Origin of the sequence: Blastococcus xanthinilyticus, assembly GCF_008124835.1 — a bacterium.
Classification (GTDB): domain Bacteria; phylum Actinomycetota; class Actinomycetes; order Mycobacteriales; family Geodermatophilaceae; genus Blastococcus; species Blastococcus xanthinilyticus.
Map to the genome: position 1 here is coordinate 450,016 of NZ_VNHW01000002.1, position 13,145 is coordinate 463,160.

Genomic DNA, 13,145 nt, shown 5'->3' on the forward strand with positions numbered 1-13,145 from the left:
CCCCGGGCGTGCCGGCCGGCTGCCCGCCTGCCAGGGTGGAGATCATGCGCGTGCTCGTGGCCGGATGGTTCAGCTTCGACGAGGTGATCGCCACCGTCGGCGACGAGCTGGGGGCCGACGTCGTCGTCGGGTGGCTGACCGAGCTGGGGATCGCCCACGACGTCGCCTGGGCGCCCTACCTGGAGCGCGGGGTGCACTGGCGCGACGTCGACCCGGCCGGCTACACCCACCTGCTCTTCGTCACCGGCCCGGTGGGCGACCTCCCGCCGCTGCCGGAGCTCACCGCCGCGTTCGCCTCGGCGCAGCGCTGGGCGGTGAACGTCTCGGTCGGCGACGACGTCGCCCGGACGATGTTCGACGAGGTGTGGGAGCGCGACGCCCCGGGGATCACGCGGCCGGACCTGGCCGTCGAGGGCCCGGTGCCCGACGCCCCGGTGCTCGCCGTGGCCTTCGCGCCGGTGCAGGGCGAGTACGGCGACCGCAGCCGGGCCGACCGGGTGCGCGGGGTGATCGAGGAGTGGCTGGCCGCCCGCGCGCTGCCGTGGTTCCCGATCGACACCGACCTGTACGCCAAGCCGCACCCGCGGCGGCCGGCGCAGGTCGAGGCGCTGCTGCGGCGGTGCGACGCCGTGGTCAGCATGCGGCTGCACGGGCTGGTGCTCGGGCTGAAGAACGACCGGCCGGTGATCGCCTGCGACCCGATCGACGGCGGCGCCAAGGTGAGCGGTCAGGCGCGGGCGCTGGACTGGCCCCTGGTCCTGGGGGCCGACGAGGTCACCGCGGACGCCCTCGACGACGCCCTGGCCCGCTGCGTGGGTGGCGAGCTCTCCGCCGCCGTGGCGCGCTCCCGTGCGCTCGGTGCGGCCGGCAACGCCGATCTCCGCGCGGAGCTCACCCGGCGGCTGGGAGGCTGACCGGGCGCTGCGCCAGGGCGAACCGGCGCTCGACGTCCGGGGGCACCGGACGGCGCTGCCGCAGGGCTGCCGGCAGCCGCCGCAGCCATCCCCGGACGGCGGTCCGCGCCGCCGGGTCGGACAGCGCCCGGCGGGCCAGCCGCCCGGCGGCAGGCAGCGCGACGCCGAGCGGCCGGCGCAGCCAGTCGACCAGCAGGTCGTTGCGGGTCTGCAGCGCCCAGCGGCCCTGCGCGACCGTCGCGGGGCCGGCGGGGTCGTGCCAGGCGACCACGTCGTCGGCGTAGACCTGCTGCCAGCCGGCCGCGGCGAGGTCGAGGGCCAGCAGGTGCTCCTCGCCGCCGAAGAACAGCAGCGGGGAGAAGCCGCCCACCGCGAGGTAGGCGTCGCGGCGGACGACGGTGGCGAAGGCGGGGTAGCTCAGCACGTCCGGCCCCGGGCTGCCCGGCGTGGTGCCGAGGACGGCGGCCCGATGTTTCCGCGACACCGCGTCCAGCGCTCCGTCCGGCGCCATCCGGACTCGGCCGGCGACGAGGGCCACCGCCGGATGGGCGTCGAGCAGGTCGGCGGCGCGGTCCAGGGCGCCCGCCGCCCACCACGAGTCGTCGTCGGCGAAGCCGACGTAGGGGGTGGACGTCGACCGGACGCCCACGGTGCGGGCGACGGCTCCGGCGTTGCCGGGCAGCGGCACCACCCCCACCGCGGGATACCGGTCGCGGACGGCGGCGGCGGTGCCGTCGGAGGACCCGTTGTCGACGACCACGACCGGAGGCCCGCCGGGTTCGACGAGCCGCTCCGGCGAGCGCAGCAGGGACGCCCGCCGGTCGCGGGTGGCGATCACGACGCTGGTACGGGGAGCCGGCACGCCGATCACCCTGCCCGGCCGAGGGCTCGGTGATGCACCGGGAGCGGCGGCTCCGGGATGTCCCGCGCGGAACGGCCCCGTACGGTTCGGGGATGGTGCTCGAACGCGCGGAGCTGTCGATCCGGCCGGGGCAGGGGGCGGAGTTCGAGCAGGCGTTCCGCGCCGCCTCCGGCATCATCTCCGCGGTGCCCGGGTTCGCCGGCCTGTCGCTGACGCGGTGCCTCGAGCGGGACGGCGTCTACCTGCTGCTGGTGCGGTGGGAGCGGCTGGAGGACCACACCGAGGGGTTCCGCGGGTCGGCCGGCTACCAGCAGTGGCGCGAGCTGCTGCACCACTTCTACGACCCGTTCCCGGTGGTGGAGCACTTCGCGCCGGTGCTGACCTCCGGCCACCCGGTGCCCTGAGCCAGAGGCCTCAGCCGAGGGCCTGCTCGAGGTCGGCCAGGAGGTCGTCGACGTCCTCGATGCCGACGGAGAGCCGCACGAGGTCGGCCGGCACCTCCAGCGGGGAGCCGGCGGCGCTGGCGTGGGTCATCCGGTGCGGGTGCTCGATCAGCGACTCGACCCCGCCGAGCGACTCGGCCAGCGTGAACAGCCGGGTGCGCTCGCACACCCGCAGGGCCGCCTCCTCGCCGTCCCGGAGCCGGAAGGAGATCATCCCGCCGAAGCCGGACATCTGCTTCGCCGCGGTCTCGTGGCCCGGGTGCCCGGGCAGGCCGGGGTAGAGCACCGCCCCGACGTCGGGCCGGCCGGCGAGGAACTCCGCGATGCGCGCGGCGTTGGCGCAGTGCCGGTCCATCCGGACGCCGAGCGTCTTCAGGCTGCGCAGCACCATCCAGGAGTCGAACGGGCCCGCCACCGCGCCCATGGCGTTGTGGTTGTAGGCCAGCCGCTCGCCGAGGCCGGCGTCCCGGGTGACGAGCGCACCGCCGACGACGTCCGAGTGCCCGCCCAGGTACTTCGTGGTCGAGTGCACGACCACGTCCGCGCCCAGCGTCAGCGGCCGTTGCAGGTACGGCGAGGCGAAGGTGTTGTCGACGACGAGCAGCGCCCCGGCCTCGTGGGCGATCTCCGCCGTCCGCGCGATGTCGGTGATGTTCAGCAGCGGGTTGCTGGGCGTCTCGCACCAGACCACCCGTGTGGTGGGGCGGATCGCCGCGCGCAGCGCGCCGGCGTCGTCCAGGTCGACCGGGGTGTGCTCCAGCCCCCACTCGGACAGCACGCGGGAGATCAGCCGGAACGTGCCGCCGTAGGCGTCGCCACCCAGGACGACGTGGTCCCCGGCGCGGCACACCGTGCGCAGCAGGGTGTCCTCGGCGGCCAGCCCCGACGCGAACGCCAGGGCGGTCGAGCCCTCCTCCAGCGCGGCGAGCGCCGCGTGCAGCGTGTCGCGGGTCGGGTTGCCGCTGCGGCTGTACTCGTAGCCGCCGCGCAGCCCGCCGACGCCGTCCTGCTTGTACGTGGTGGTCAGGTGCAGCGGTGGGATGACCGCGCCGGTGGCCGGGTCGGGGTCCTGCCCGGCGTGGATGGCGCGGGTGTTGAAGCCCTGCTGCACGGCTCGACTCCGCCCTCGTTCCGCTCCTCGCTCGCTGGCGCTCGCTGCGATGCTCGCTCGGGCGTCGTTCTCGCGGCTCACCGGGTCACCCCCGCGAGGTGGCCCAGCACGTCCTGGCGGGTGACGACGCCGGCGGGCTTGCCGTCGACGTGCACGAGCAGCGCGTCGGCGGCACCCAGCTGGGCGACGGCGGAGCCGACCGGCTCGCCGGAGCCGACGATCGGCAGCGGCGGGGACATGTGCTTCTCCACCCGGTCGGCCAGCGACGCCTTCCCGGCGAACAGCGCGTCGAGCAGCGTCTTCTCGTCGATGGAGCCGACGACCTCGCCCGCGGTCACCGGCGGCTCGGCCCGGACCACCGGGAGCTGGCTGACCCCGTACTCGCGGAGGATGTCGATGGCGTCCCGGACGGTCTCGTTCGGGTGGGTGTGCACCAGCGTCGGCGTCTCGCCGGACTTGGTGTGCAGCAGCTCGCCGACGGTCTCCCCGCCGGTGGCCTCGACGAAGCCGTAGTCGGCCATCCACGCGTCGTTGAAGATCTTGCCCAGGTAGCCACGGCCGCCGTCGGGCAGCAGGACCACGAGGACGTCGTCCTCGGTCAGCCGCTCGGCCACGCGCAGCGCCGCGGCCACGGCCATGCCGCAGGAGCCACCGACCAGCAGCCCCTCCTCGCGGGCCAGCCGGCGGGTCATCGCGAAGGAGTCGCCGTCGGAGACCGCGACGATCTCGTCGGCGACGTCCCGGTCGTAGGTGCTGGGCCAGAAGTCCTCGCCCACGCCCTCGACCAGGTAGGGGCGTCCGGTGCCCCCGGAGTACACCGAGCCCTCGGGGTCGGCGCCGATGACCTGCACCCGCCCGCCGGACTGCTCCTTGAGGTAGCGGCCGACCCCGCTGATCGTGCCGCCGGTGCCGGCCCCGGTGACGAAGTGGGTGATCCGGCCGTCGGTCTGCGCCCAGATCTCCGGCCCGGTGGTCTCGTAGTGCGAGCGCGGGTTGTTCGGGTTCGAGTACTGGTCGGGCTTCCAGGCGCCGGGCGTCTCACGGGCCAGCCGGTCGGACACCGAGTAGTACGACCGGGGGTCGGCGGGGTCGACGGCGGTCGGGCAGACGACCACCTCGGCGCCGTAGGCCTTGAGCACGTTGATCTTCTCCTGGCCGACCTTGTCGGGGCAGACGAAGATGCAGCGGTAGCCGCGCTGCTGGGCGACCAGGGCCAGCCCGATGCCGGTGTTGCCGCTGGTCGGCTCCACGATCGTGCCGCCCGGCCCCAGCTCACCGGAGGCCTCGGCGGCGTCGACCATGCGGACGGCGATGCGGTCCTTCACCGACCCGCCCGGGTTGAGGTACTCGACCTTCGCCAGCACCAGCGGCGCGCCCGGGCCCAGGGAACGGGTCACGGACGACAGCCGGACCAGCGGCGTGTTGCCGACCAGGTCGACGACGGACTCGGCGTACTGCACGGTGGCGCCTCCTCGGACCCGGGCGGCCGCGTCGCCGGCCCGGTCGTGCTCATCCCACCAGACGGGGTCGGGTCAGGGCTTGAGGACCACCTTGGTGCAGTTGTCCTCCTTGTCCCGGAACATCCGGTAGCCCTCCGGCGCCCGGTCCAGCGGCAGGGTGTGCGAGATCAGGAAGGTGGGGTCGATCTCGCCGTCGCGGATCTTCTCGTAGAGCGGCTTCAGGTAGCGATGCACGTGCGCCTGCCCGGTGCGCACGGTCAGCGACCGGTTCATCAGCGAGCCGACCGGGAACTTGTCCATCAGCCCGCCGTAGACGCCGACGATGGAGACGGTGCCGCCGTTGCGGCAGGCCATGATCGCCTCGCGCAGGGCGTGCGGCCGCTCGGTCTCGGCCATGACGGCGGTCTTGGCCCGGTCGTAGGCGTCGACCGCGGTGGTGGGGTGAGTGGCCTCCAGCCCCGCGGCATCGATGCACCCGTCCGGTCCCCGGCCGGCGGTGAGCTCGTTCAGCGCGTCGAGGACGTCGACCTCCTCGTAGTTCAGGACGTCGGTGGCCCCGGCCTCGCGCGCCTTGTCCAGCCGGTAGCCGAACCGGTCGATGGCGATGACCCGTTCGGCGCCGAGCATCTTCGCGCTCGCCACGGCGAACAGGCCGACGGGCCCGGCGCCCCAGACGGCGACGACGTCGCCGGGGGAGATGTCGCACATCTCCGCGCCCATGTAGCCGGTGGGGAAGATGTCGGTGAGGAACAGCACCTGCTCGTCGGTCAGGTCGTCCTCGACCTTCAGCGGGCCGACGTCGGCGAACGGCACCCGGGCGTACTCGGCCTGGCCGCCGGGGTAGCCGCCGACCAGGTGCGAGTAGCCGTAGATGCCGCACGGCGAGTGGCCCCACAGCTTCTCGGCCATGCCGGCGTTCGGGTTGGAGTTCTCGCAGACGGAGAACAGACCGCGCTCGCAGGCGGTGCACGCACCGCAGGCGATGGGGAACGGGACGACGACCCGGTCGCCGACGCGCAGGTTCCCCACGCCCTTGCCGACCTCGACCACCTCGCCCATGAACTCGTGGCCGAGGATGTCGCCCTTCTTCATCGTGGGGATGAACCCGTCGTAGAGGTGCAGGTCGGAGCCGCAGATGGCGGTGGAGGTGACCTTCACGATCGCGTCGCGGTCGTTCAGCAGCCGCGGGTCGGGGACCTCGTTGACCTCGACGTGGTCCTTGCCCATCCACTGGGTGGCGCGCACGGGGGTGGTCCTTCCGGTCGGCGGGGTCAGGAACGGGGTGCGGCGGGCTGCTGCTTCGCCATCCGGCGGGCCAGCGGGCCCTCGGGCGTGCCCTCGGAGCGGACCACCTGCCCGGTCTCGAGGATCTGCTTGAAGCGCGCGAGGTCGTCGCGGACCTGCTGTTCCGGGGCCTCGCCGAACAGCTTCGCGACCGCCTTGCCGGCCTTGCCGCCGGGCTGCGCGTAGGCCAGCCGGACGCGCACCTCGGTGCCCTGGTCGCCGGGGGCCGGGCGGAACTCGACCACCCCGGCGTTCTCGACGTCCGCACCGGGCAGCGACCGCCAGCGGATCCGCTCGCCGGGGGTCTCCTCGACCACCTCGGCGGACCACTGCACCGTGCGCCGGCCCGGTGCCTCGGCGACCCAGTGCCAGCGCCCGATGCCGGCGGGGCGCACCTCGCGCACGTGCGCCATGAACTCGGGCAGCCGGGTGAAGTCGTGCCAGCGCGCGTAGACCTCCTGCGGCGGCCTGTTCACCGTGGTGGCCGCGGAGACGTCGATCGCGCTCTTCCAGGGCGCCGAGCCGGGGAGCAGCTCGCGGTCGGCGCTCCGGCTGCCCGCGCGCCGGGACCGCACCGCGGTGGCCAGGTCGAGGGCGGCGAGGCCGGCGACGGCGAGGGTCGCGTTGCGCAGCCGCCGCTCGCGCTCGCCGGACCGGGAGGAGAGCGCGATGCCCCGGGAGGAGAGCGCCATGCCCCGGGAGGAGCGCGCGATGCCCCGGGAGGAGCGCGCGATGCCCATCGCGGTGAGGTCCATGGCGTCGCCGGCCACGCGGGTCCAGGCCCAGCCGGGGCACCCGGCCAGCAGCGGGAAGGCGTGCAGCAACTCGCGGGCGCCGACCACGGTGATCATCGAGAGCGCGGTGGCGGAGTCGTCGACCCCGGAGAAGCGGGCGACGCCCTTCGGGTCGCGCAGCATGGCGACGCCGAGACCGGTGCTGACCAGGCCCAGGACGCGGGCGGTGCGGCGCGGGCCGGGGCGGGCGCGGCTGGAGCTCATGGGGTCCTCCGGTTCGGTCGGTGCCCCGTCGGCCTACCCGGGGGTCCGGGACGGAAACGGCCGGTAGCGGGCCGCGCCGGGAGCGGGCGAGGATGCGCGGCATGGCGACCTCGCGGCCCGGACCCGATCCCGTCGGCACCCGCACGCTGGGGCGGGACGGCCTCGCCGTCTCCGCGCTCGGCCTGGGCTGCATGGGCATGAGCCAGATGTACGGCCCGGCCGACCGCGCCGAGTCGATCGCGACGATCCACCGGGCCCTGGAGCTCGGCGTCACCTTCCTCGACACCTCCGACGTCTACGGCAGCGGGCACAACGAGGAGCTGGTGGGCGAGGCGATCGCCGGCCGCCGCGACGAGGTGCAGCTGGCCACCAAGTTCTCCCTCCGCCGCACCGCGGACGGCGGGATGACCATCGACGGCCGGCCGGAGAACGTCCGGGCCTGCGCCGAGGCCAGCCTGCGCCGGCTCGGGGTCGACGTCATCGACCTCTACTACCAGCACCGCGTCGACCCCCGGGTCCCGATCGAGGACACCGTCGGCGCCATGGCGGAACTGGTCGAGCAGGGCAAGGTGCGACACCTCGGGCTGTCGGAGGCCAGCGCGGCCTCGATCCGCCGGGCCGTGGCGGTGCACCCCATCGCCGCGCTGCAGAGCGAGTGGTCGCTGTGGACCCGTGACGTCGAGATCCCCCGGGACGGCGAGACGGTGCTCGGGGTCGCCCGGGAGCACGGCATCGGCATCGGCATCGTGCCATTCAGCCCGCTGGGCCGCGGGTTCCTCACCGGGGCGATCACCAGCCCGGCCGACTTCGGCGACGACGACTGGCGGCGGGACCACCCCCGGTTCACCGGTGCGGCGTTCGCGGCCAACCTGCGGCTGGTCGACGCCGTCCGCGACCTCGCCGCGGAGAAGGGCGTCCCGCCCGGCCGGCTGGCGCTGGCGTGGGTCATGGCCCAGGCGCCGGACGTCGTCCCGATCCCGGGCACGAAGCGGCGCGGCTACCTGGAGGAGAACGCGGGGGCGGCCGCGGTGCGGCTCGGCGCCGACGACCTCGCCCGGCTGGACGCCATCGCACCCCCCGGCGTCGCCGCCGGGAGCCGCTACGCCGACTCCGGCTACGCCTACGGCGACAGCCCGGAGCGCTGAGCCGCGGTCAGGCGGGGGTGGGCCGCCGGGGTGCCGCGAGGCGCTCCAGGGCAGCGTCGTGCAGCTTGCCGTTGGTGGCCAGGGCGCTGCCGCCGGCCGGGCCGGGCGCGCCGGTGACGTCGGTGAACCGGCCGCCGGCCTCCCGGACGATCACGTCGAGCGCGGCGAGGTCCCACAGCGAGACCTCGGGCTCGCACGCGATGTCGACGGCACCCTCCGCGAGCAGCACGTAGCTCCAGAAGTCGCCGTAGGCGCGGGTGCGCCACACCGAGCGGGTGAGGCCGAGGAAGCCGTCGAGCCCGCCGCGCTCCTCCCAGCCGGACAGGCTGGAGTAGCTGAGGCTGGCGTCGTCGAGCCGGGCCACCTCGGACACGCGGCACCGGGTGGCCGACTCCAGCCGGCGCCCGGTCCAGGCGCCGACGTCCTTGGCCGCCCACCAGCGCTTGTTCAGGGCCGGTGCCGAGACCAGGCCGACCACCGGCTCGTCGCCGTCGAACAACGCGATCAGGGTGGCCCAGACCGGAACGCCCCGGACGAAGTTCTTGGTGCCGTCGATCGGGTCGAGCACCCACCGCCGGGAGCCGTGCCCGGTCGTGCCGAACTCCTCACCGAGCACGGCGTCCCGGGTCCGGGCCCGGCCGAGGGTGATCCGCAGCTGCTCCTCGACCGCCCGGTCGGCGTCGGTGACCGGCGTCAGGTCCGGCTTGGTCTCGACCGTCAGGTCCTGGGCCTTGAAGCGGTCCAGGCTGATCGAGTCGGCCTGGTCGGCCAGCACGTGTGCCAGCCGCATGTCCTCTGAGTAGCCCCGACCCGACGTCATGGGCACCGAACCTAGCGGTCGGTCAGTCGAAGACCGCGGAGCTGACCCCGCTCGGGCCCTCGTACTCGCGGTCCTCGATGCCCCTGAGGGCGTCCAGGACCTCCTTGTCGCCACCGTGGGACTCGGCGTGCTTGACGATGTCGTCCTTGCCCGCGGGGTAGTCGATGCCGGACAGGGCCTTCTGGATGTCGATCGGGCTCACCATGGCCGGGTCCCTACCCGTCACCTGCCCGAGGATGCGCGGATACCGTCGGATGCGTGGACGCAGCGACGATCGCCGGGCTGCTGGCCGACCCGGTGCGGCTCAAGGTGGTCGCGGCGCTCGCGCTCGGGGCCGGCACCATCGAGGAGGTCGCCGCGGCGTCGGGCCTCTCGCTCAAGGAGGTGGCGCTGGCCGCCCGCCGGCTGGCCCGCGCCGGCCTGGTGATCCGGGACGGGCACGGCCTCGCGCTGCGCGCCGACCAGTTCGGCGCGGCGGCCCGCGCCGCCGCCGAGGCCGCGCCGGCGCCCGAGCCGCTGTCGGACGACCCGGCCGCGGACGCCGTCCTCTCCGCGTTCGTCAAGGACGGCCGGCTGGTGTCCGTCCCGGCCCAGCACGCCAAGCGCCTGGTGGTGCTGGACCACCTGGTGCGGGTGTTCGAGCCGGGCGTGCGCTACCCCGAGCGGGAGGTCAACGCGCTGCTGGCGGTGTGGCACCCCGACGTCGCGGCGCTGCGCCGCTACCTGGTCGACGAGGGCTTCCTCAGCCGCGCCGCGGGGGTCTACTGGCGCAGCGGCGGCACCGTCGAGGTGTGAGCTCCCCACCCGTTGCCGCCCCGCGGGGTGTCCCCGGCGGGCGACACCCCGCGATGTCGACAGGTGCCGGTGTCGACAGGTGGGTGTGTCGACAAGTCGGTCGACGGCGGACCGCCCCCCGCGCACACTCGCCGGGTGCTGACCGCCTCACCGGACACCTTCGCCGCGCTCGCCCGGTCCTCGCCGTGGCGCTGGTCCACGCTGCGGTTCACGGTCTCCTGGCCGGGGGACCCGTGGCAGACGACTCCCGTGCGGGCCTGGCTGCGCCGGCCGGACGCCCTGCGGGTGGAGGCGCTCGACGGCGAGCTCCTGCAGGCCGGGCGCGCCTCCCGGTCGCGGGTGGCGCTGCTCTCGCCCGGGGGTGGCCGGACCGTGACCGAGCCCTGGCCGTCCGACCCCGGCGCCCCGGCGCCGACGTGGCGTCCCGACGGGCTGGTGGCCGAGCGGCCGCAGGGGCTGTCGCTCGACGACCCGATGTACCAGAACTACTTCTGGGTCGCGGTGCTCGACCCGGCCGAGCTCGCCGATCCGGGCCTGGACGCGGACCCGGGTGAGCCGGCGCTGCTGCTGGACGCCGTCACCGAGGTGGAGCACGCCGGCCGCCCGGCGTGGGAGGCCGTCGTCCGGACCACGCCGGCGTACGAGCCGCGCTGCGGCTGCTGCCCGCTGCTGCGCTCCCGGGAGGTCGACCTCGCCGAGTACGACGGCGACGCGGCGCATCTCCTGGCGGTCTATCCGGATGCGTTCCGGGTGCGGCTGGACGTGCAGACCGGCGTCTGCGTGCTGACCGAGGCGATCGGCGGGGAGGTCGCTGGCCGGGGCCACGACCTGCGGATCGAGGCGGTCGACGAGCCGATGGCCGACGACCTGTTCGCCGAGCCGCGCCGGGGCCTGTTCGGCCGCCGCGGCCGGTCCGGCCCGCCGCAGCCGGGGCTCGCGTGAGCCCGGACCCGGCGGCCGCTCAGTAGCCGGGGCCGACCTGGCCGACGGCGCCGAGCAGCACCCGGAGCGCGCGGAGCTGGTCCTCGCGGCGCTCCGGCATCGCGGCGGCCCATGCGTCGAGCGCGCAGTCGGGGTCCTCGGCGGTGTGCCCGCAGCCGGGCGGGCAGTCGGTGGCGGCCTCCGCGATGTCCTCGAACGCGGAGAGGACGTCGTCGGCGGTGACGTGGGCGAGGCCGAAGGACCGGATGCCGGGGGTGTCGATGACGGTGCCGCCACCGGGCAGGTCGAACAGGACGGCCGAGGACGACGTGTGCCGGCCCTTGCCGATCTTGCTGACGTCGCCGGTGGCCCGCAGCGCATCGGGCACCAGCCGGTTGACCAGCGTGGACTTGCCGACGCCGGACTGGCCGACGAAGACGCTCATCCGGTCGCGGAGCCGGCCGACCAGGTCCTCCAGCGGGAGCTCGCGGGACATCGGCACCGCGTTCAGGCTCAGCCCGGCGTAGCGGTCCAGCAGCGGCTGCGCCGACGCGAGGTCGGTCTTGGTGAGGCACAGCAGGGGCTCGAGCCCGCCGGCGTAGGCGGCGACCAGGCACCGGTCGAGGAAGCCGAACGCGGGCTCGGGGTCGGTGACCGAGGTGACGATGACGAGCAGGTCGGCGTTGGCCACGACCACCCGCTCGGTGGGGTCGGTGTCGTCGGCGGTGCGGCGCAGCGAGGTGGTCCGCTCCTCGATGACGACGATGCGCGCGAGCGTGTCGGTCCGTCCGCTGGTGTCGCCCACCACGCGGACCCGGTCGCCGACGACGACGCCGTGCCGGCCCAGCTCCCGCGCCCGCATGGCGGTGACGTCGACCTGGCCGCCGTCGGGCCCCTCGACCCGCACGGTCATCCGCCCGCGGTCGACGGCGATCACCAGCCCGGGGACGGCGTCGTCGTGCGTGGGGCGGGTGCGGGTGCGCGGCCGGGAGCCGCGCCGGCCGGGCCGGATGCGGACGTCGTCCTCGTCCATCCGCCGGGCGTCGCGCTGGTTGCCGCTCAGCGGAGGGCCTCCACCGGGTCCCCCAGGAGGCCGGCCCACCGCTCCCGGAAGTCGGGGAGGGTCTTGGTGACCGCCTCCGGACCGTCGACCGAGACGCCGTCGACGGCGAGCCCGAGGACGGCGGCGGCCATGACCATGCGGTGGTCGGCGTAGGAGTCCAGCCGCGCCGGCCGGTGCGGGCCCGGCTCGATCTCCAGGCCGTCGGGCAGCTGCCGCACCCGCGCCCCGACGGCGGTGAGCACCTCGTCGAGCGCCTGGAGGCGATCGGTCTCGTGGCCGCGCAGGTGCCCGATGCCGGTGAGCCGCGACGGGCCCTCGGCCAGCGCGCACAGCGCCGCGAGCACGGGGGTGAGCTCGCCGACCTCGCCGAGGTCGGCGACCAGGGGGCGGATCCCGCGCCCGCCGGTGACCTGCAGGCCCCCGTCCGGGGTGCGGGCGACGTCGGCGCCCATGTCGCCCAGCAGCCGGTCGAGGTGCGCGCCGGGCTGCGTCGTGGCGGTGGGCCAGTCCCGGACCGTCACCCGGCCGCCGGTGACCAGCGCCGCCGCGAGGAACGGGGCGGCGTTGGAGAGGTCCGGTTCGATCACCCGGTCGACCGGGGTGATCGGACCGGGGGAGACCCGCCACCCGCCGTCGGTGGTGGTGACCTCGACGCCGTGCTCGCGGAGCGCGCGCACCGTCATGTCCACGTGCGGCATCGACGGCACGGTGCCGGTGAGCGACAGGTCGACCCCCTCGTCGAACCGGGCGCCCGCGAGCAGCAGCCCGGAGACGATCTGGGAGGACTCGCTCGCGTCCACCGCCACCGCGCCGCCGCGCACCCGCCCGCTGCCGTGCACCGTGAACGGCGCCCGCCCGCGGCCGGCGTCGTCGACCGGCACGCCGAGCGCCCGGAGCGCGGCGATCAACCCGGCGTTGGGCCGCTCGCGCAGCCGGGGGTCGCCGTCGACCGTGACCGCGCCGTCGGCCAGGGCGGCGACCGGTGGCAGGAACCGCAGCACGGTGCCGGCCAGGCCGGCGTCGACCGCGGCAGGGCCGCGGAGTGGGCCGGGGGTGACCAGCCAGTCGGCGCCGTCGTCGGCGATCCCGGTGCCGAGGGCGCGCAGGGCGGCGGCCATGAGGTCGGTGTCGCGCGCCCGCAGGGGACGGACCAGGCGGCTGGGCCCGTCGGCCAGCGCGGCCAGGACCAGCGCCCGGGCGGTGAGCGACTTCGACCCCGGCAACGAGACGACGGCGTCGACGGGAGCCGGGGCGTGCGGCGCGGACCAGACGTCTGTCACGGCACCAGTCTGCCCGGTCGGGCGCCGCGGGATGCGGCCCCGTCGTCCG

General features: G+C 75.4%; 14 protein-coding genes. 5 read left to right on the forward strand and 9 right to left on the reverse strand.

Annotated features, from left to right (window positions below):
* Nucleotides 1–44 precede the first annotated feature (44 nt).
* Nucleotides 45–914 (forward strand): polysaccharide pyruvyl transferase family protein, encoded by an 870-nt coding sequence (locus BD833_RS05040; RefSeq protein ID WP_166531997.1) that lies wholly within the window; start codon nucleotides 45–47, stop codon nucleotides 912–914.
* Here BD833_RS05040 and BD833_RS05045 read toward each other — a convergent pair.
* A complete protein-coding gene (locus BD833_RS05045; RefSeq protein ID WP_166531998.1) occupies nucleotides 892–1,776 on the reverse strand; it encodes a glycosyltransferase family 2 protein in 885 nt (294 codons plus the stop codon). The genes BD833_RS05040 and BD833_RS05045 overlap by 23 nt on opposite strands.
* A gap of 92 nt (nucleotides 1,777–1,868) precedes the next feature.
* Here BD833_RS05045 and BD833_RS05050 point away from each other — a divergent pair, with 92 nt between their 5' ends.
* The gene (locus BD833_RS05050; RefSeq protein ID WP_166531999.1) at nucleotides 1,869–2,180 is read left to right on the forward strand and encodes an antibiotic biosynthesis monooxygenase family protein; all 312 of its coding nucleotides are present in this window, start codon (nucleotides 1,869–1,871) and stop codon (nucleotides 2,178–2,180) included.
* A 10-nt stretch (nucleotides 2,181–2,190) separates the two neighbouring features.
* Here the strand turns inward: BD833_RS05050 and BD833_RS05055 are convergent, their stop codons facing one another.
* From BD833_RS05055 to BD833_RS05070, 4 genes are all read right to left on the reverse strand, one after another.
* Nucleotides 2,191–3,330 carry a cystathionine gamma-synthase gene (locus BD833_RS05055; protein ID WP_208092337.1) on the reverse strand — a complete coding sequence of 380 codons (1,140 nt, stop codon included), beginning with the start codon at nucleotides 3,328–3,330 and terminating at the stop codon, nucleotides 2,191–2,193.
* 77 nt (nucleotides 3,331–3,407) lie between these two features.
* The gene (locus BD833_RS05060; protein ID WP_166532001.1) at nucleotides 3,408–4,790 is read right to left on the reverse strand and encodes a cystathionine beta-synthase; all 1,383 of its coding nucleotides are present in this window, start codon (nucleotides 4,788–4,790) and stop codon (nucleotides 3,408–3,410) included.
* A gap of 72 nt (nucleotides 4,791–4,862) precedes the next feature.
* Nucleotides 4,863–6,035, reverse strand: coding sequence for a zinc-dependent alcohol dehydrogenase (locus tag BD833_RS05065; protein WP_166532002.1), 1,173 nt, complete (start codon nucleotides 6,033–6,035; stop codon nucleotides 4,863–4,865).
* Nucleotides 6,036–6,061: 26 nt separating this feature from the next.
* Nucleotides 6,062–7,072, reverse strand: coding sequence for an SRPBCC family protein (locus BD833_RS05070; protein WP_166532003.1), 1,011 nt, complete (start codon nucleotides 7,070–7,072; stop codon nucleotides 6,062–6,064).
* A gap of 101 nt (nucleotides 7,073–7,173) precedes the next feature.
* On the opposite strand from BD833_RS05070, the gene BD833_RS05075 reads away from it, so the two are divergent.
* Complete coding sequence (locus BD833_RS05075) at nucleotides 7,174–8,217, forward strand: aldo/keto reductase (protein ID WP_208092338.1); 1,044 nt, start codon at nucleotides 7,174–7,176, stop codon at nucleotides 8,215–8,217.
* Between the two features lie 7 nt (nucleotides 8,218–8,224).
* Here the strand turns inward: BD833_RS05075 and hisN are convergent, their stop codons facing one another.
* Nucleotides 8,225–9,037, reverse strand: a complete 813-nt coding sequence (gene hisN, locus BD833_RS05080; protein WP_166532005.1) for a histidinol-phosphatase — start codon at nucleotides 9,035–9,037, stop codon at nucleotides 8,225–8,227.
* Between the two features lie 22 nt (nucleotides 9,038–9,059).
* Nucleotides 9,060–9,263 carry a DUF2795 domain-containing protein gene (locus BD833_RS05085; protein WP_243737453.1) on the reverse strand — a complete coding sequence of 68 codons (204 nt, stop codon included), beginning with the start codon at nucleotides 9,261–9,263 and terminating at the stop codon, nucleotides 9,060–9,062.
* Between the two features lie 32 nt (nucleotides 9,264–9,295).
* Here BD833_RS05085 and BD833_RS05090 point away from each other — a divergent pair, with 32 nt between their 5' ends.
* Nucleotides 9,296–9,832, forward strand: coding sequence for a DUF2087 domain-containing protein (locus tag BD833_RS05090; RefSeq protein ID WP_166532006.1), 537 nt, complete (start codon nucleotides 9,296–9,298; stop codon nucleotides 9,830–9,832).
* Between the two features lie 135 nt (nucleotides 9,833–9,967).
* Nucleotides 9,968–10,774, forward strand: a complete 807-nt coding sequence (locus BD833_RS05095) for a hypothetical protein (protein WP_166532007.1) — start codon at nucleotides 9,968–9,970, stop codon at nucleotides 10,772–10,774.
* A 19-nt stretch (nucleotides 10,775–10,793) separates the two neighbouring features.
* Here BD833_RS05095 and rsgA read toward each other — a convergent pair whose 3' ends face one another.
* Together rsgA and aroA are read right to left on the reverse strand one after the other, a co-directional pair.
* Complete coding sequence (rsgA, locus tag BD833_RS05100) at nucleotides 10,794–11,786, reverse strand: ribosome small subunit-dependent GTPase A (RefSeq protein WP_166532008.1); 993 nt, start codon at nucleotides 11,784–11,786, stop codon at nucleotides 10,794–10,796.
* Between the two features lie 26 nt (nucleotides 11,787–11,812).
* Nucleotides 11,813–13,096 (reverse strand): 3-phosphoshikimate 1-carboxyvinyltransferase, encoded by a 1,284-nt coding sequence (aroA, locus tag BD833_RS05105; RefSeq protein WP_166532009.1) that lies wholly within the window; start codon nucleotides 13,094–13,096, stop codon nucleotides 11,813–11,815.
* Nucleotides 13,097–13,145 lie beyond the last annotated feature (49 nt).

Bases quoted from the DNA above. Each gene is read 5' to 3' on its own strand.
- BD833_RS05040 (WP_166531997.1), top strand. From the start codon at position 45: ATGCGCGTGCTCGTGGCCGGATGGTTCAGCTTCGACGAGGTGATCGCC.
- BD833_RS05050 (WP_166531999.1), top strand. From the start codon at position 1,869: ATGGTGCTCGAACGCGCGGAGCTGTCGATCCGGCCGGGGCAGGGGGCG.
- BD833_RS05070 (WP_166532003.1), bottom strand. From the start codon at position 7,072: ATGAGCTCCAGCCGCGCCCGCCCCGGCCCGCGCCGCACCGCCCGCGTC.
- BD833_RS05075 (WP_208092338.1), top strand. From the start codon at position 7,174: ATGGCGACCTCGCGGCCCGGACCCGATCCCGTCGGCACCCGCACGCTG.
- hisN (WP_166532005.1), bottom strand. From the start codon at position 9,037: ATGACGTCGGGTCGGGGCTACTCAGAGGACATGCGGCTGGCACACGTG.
- rsgA (WP_166532008.1), bottom strand. From the start codon at position 11,786: ATGGACGAGGACGACGTCCGCATCCGGCCCGGCCGGCGCGGCTCCCGG.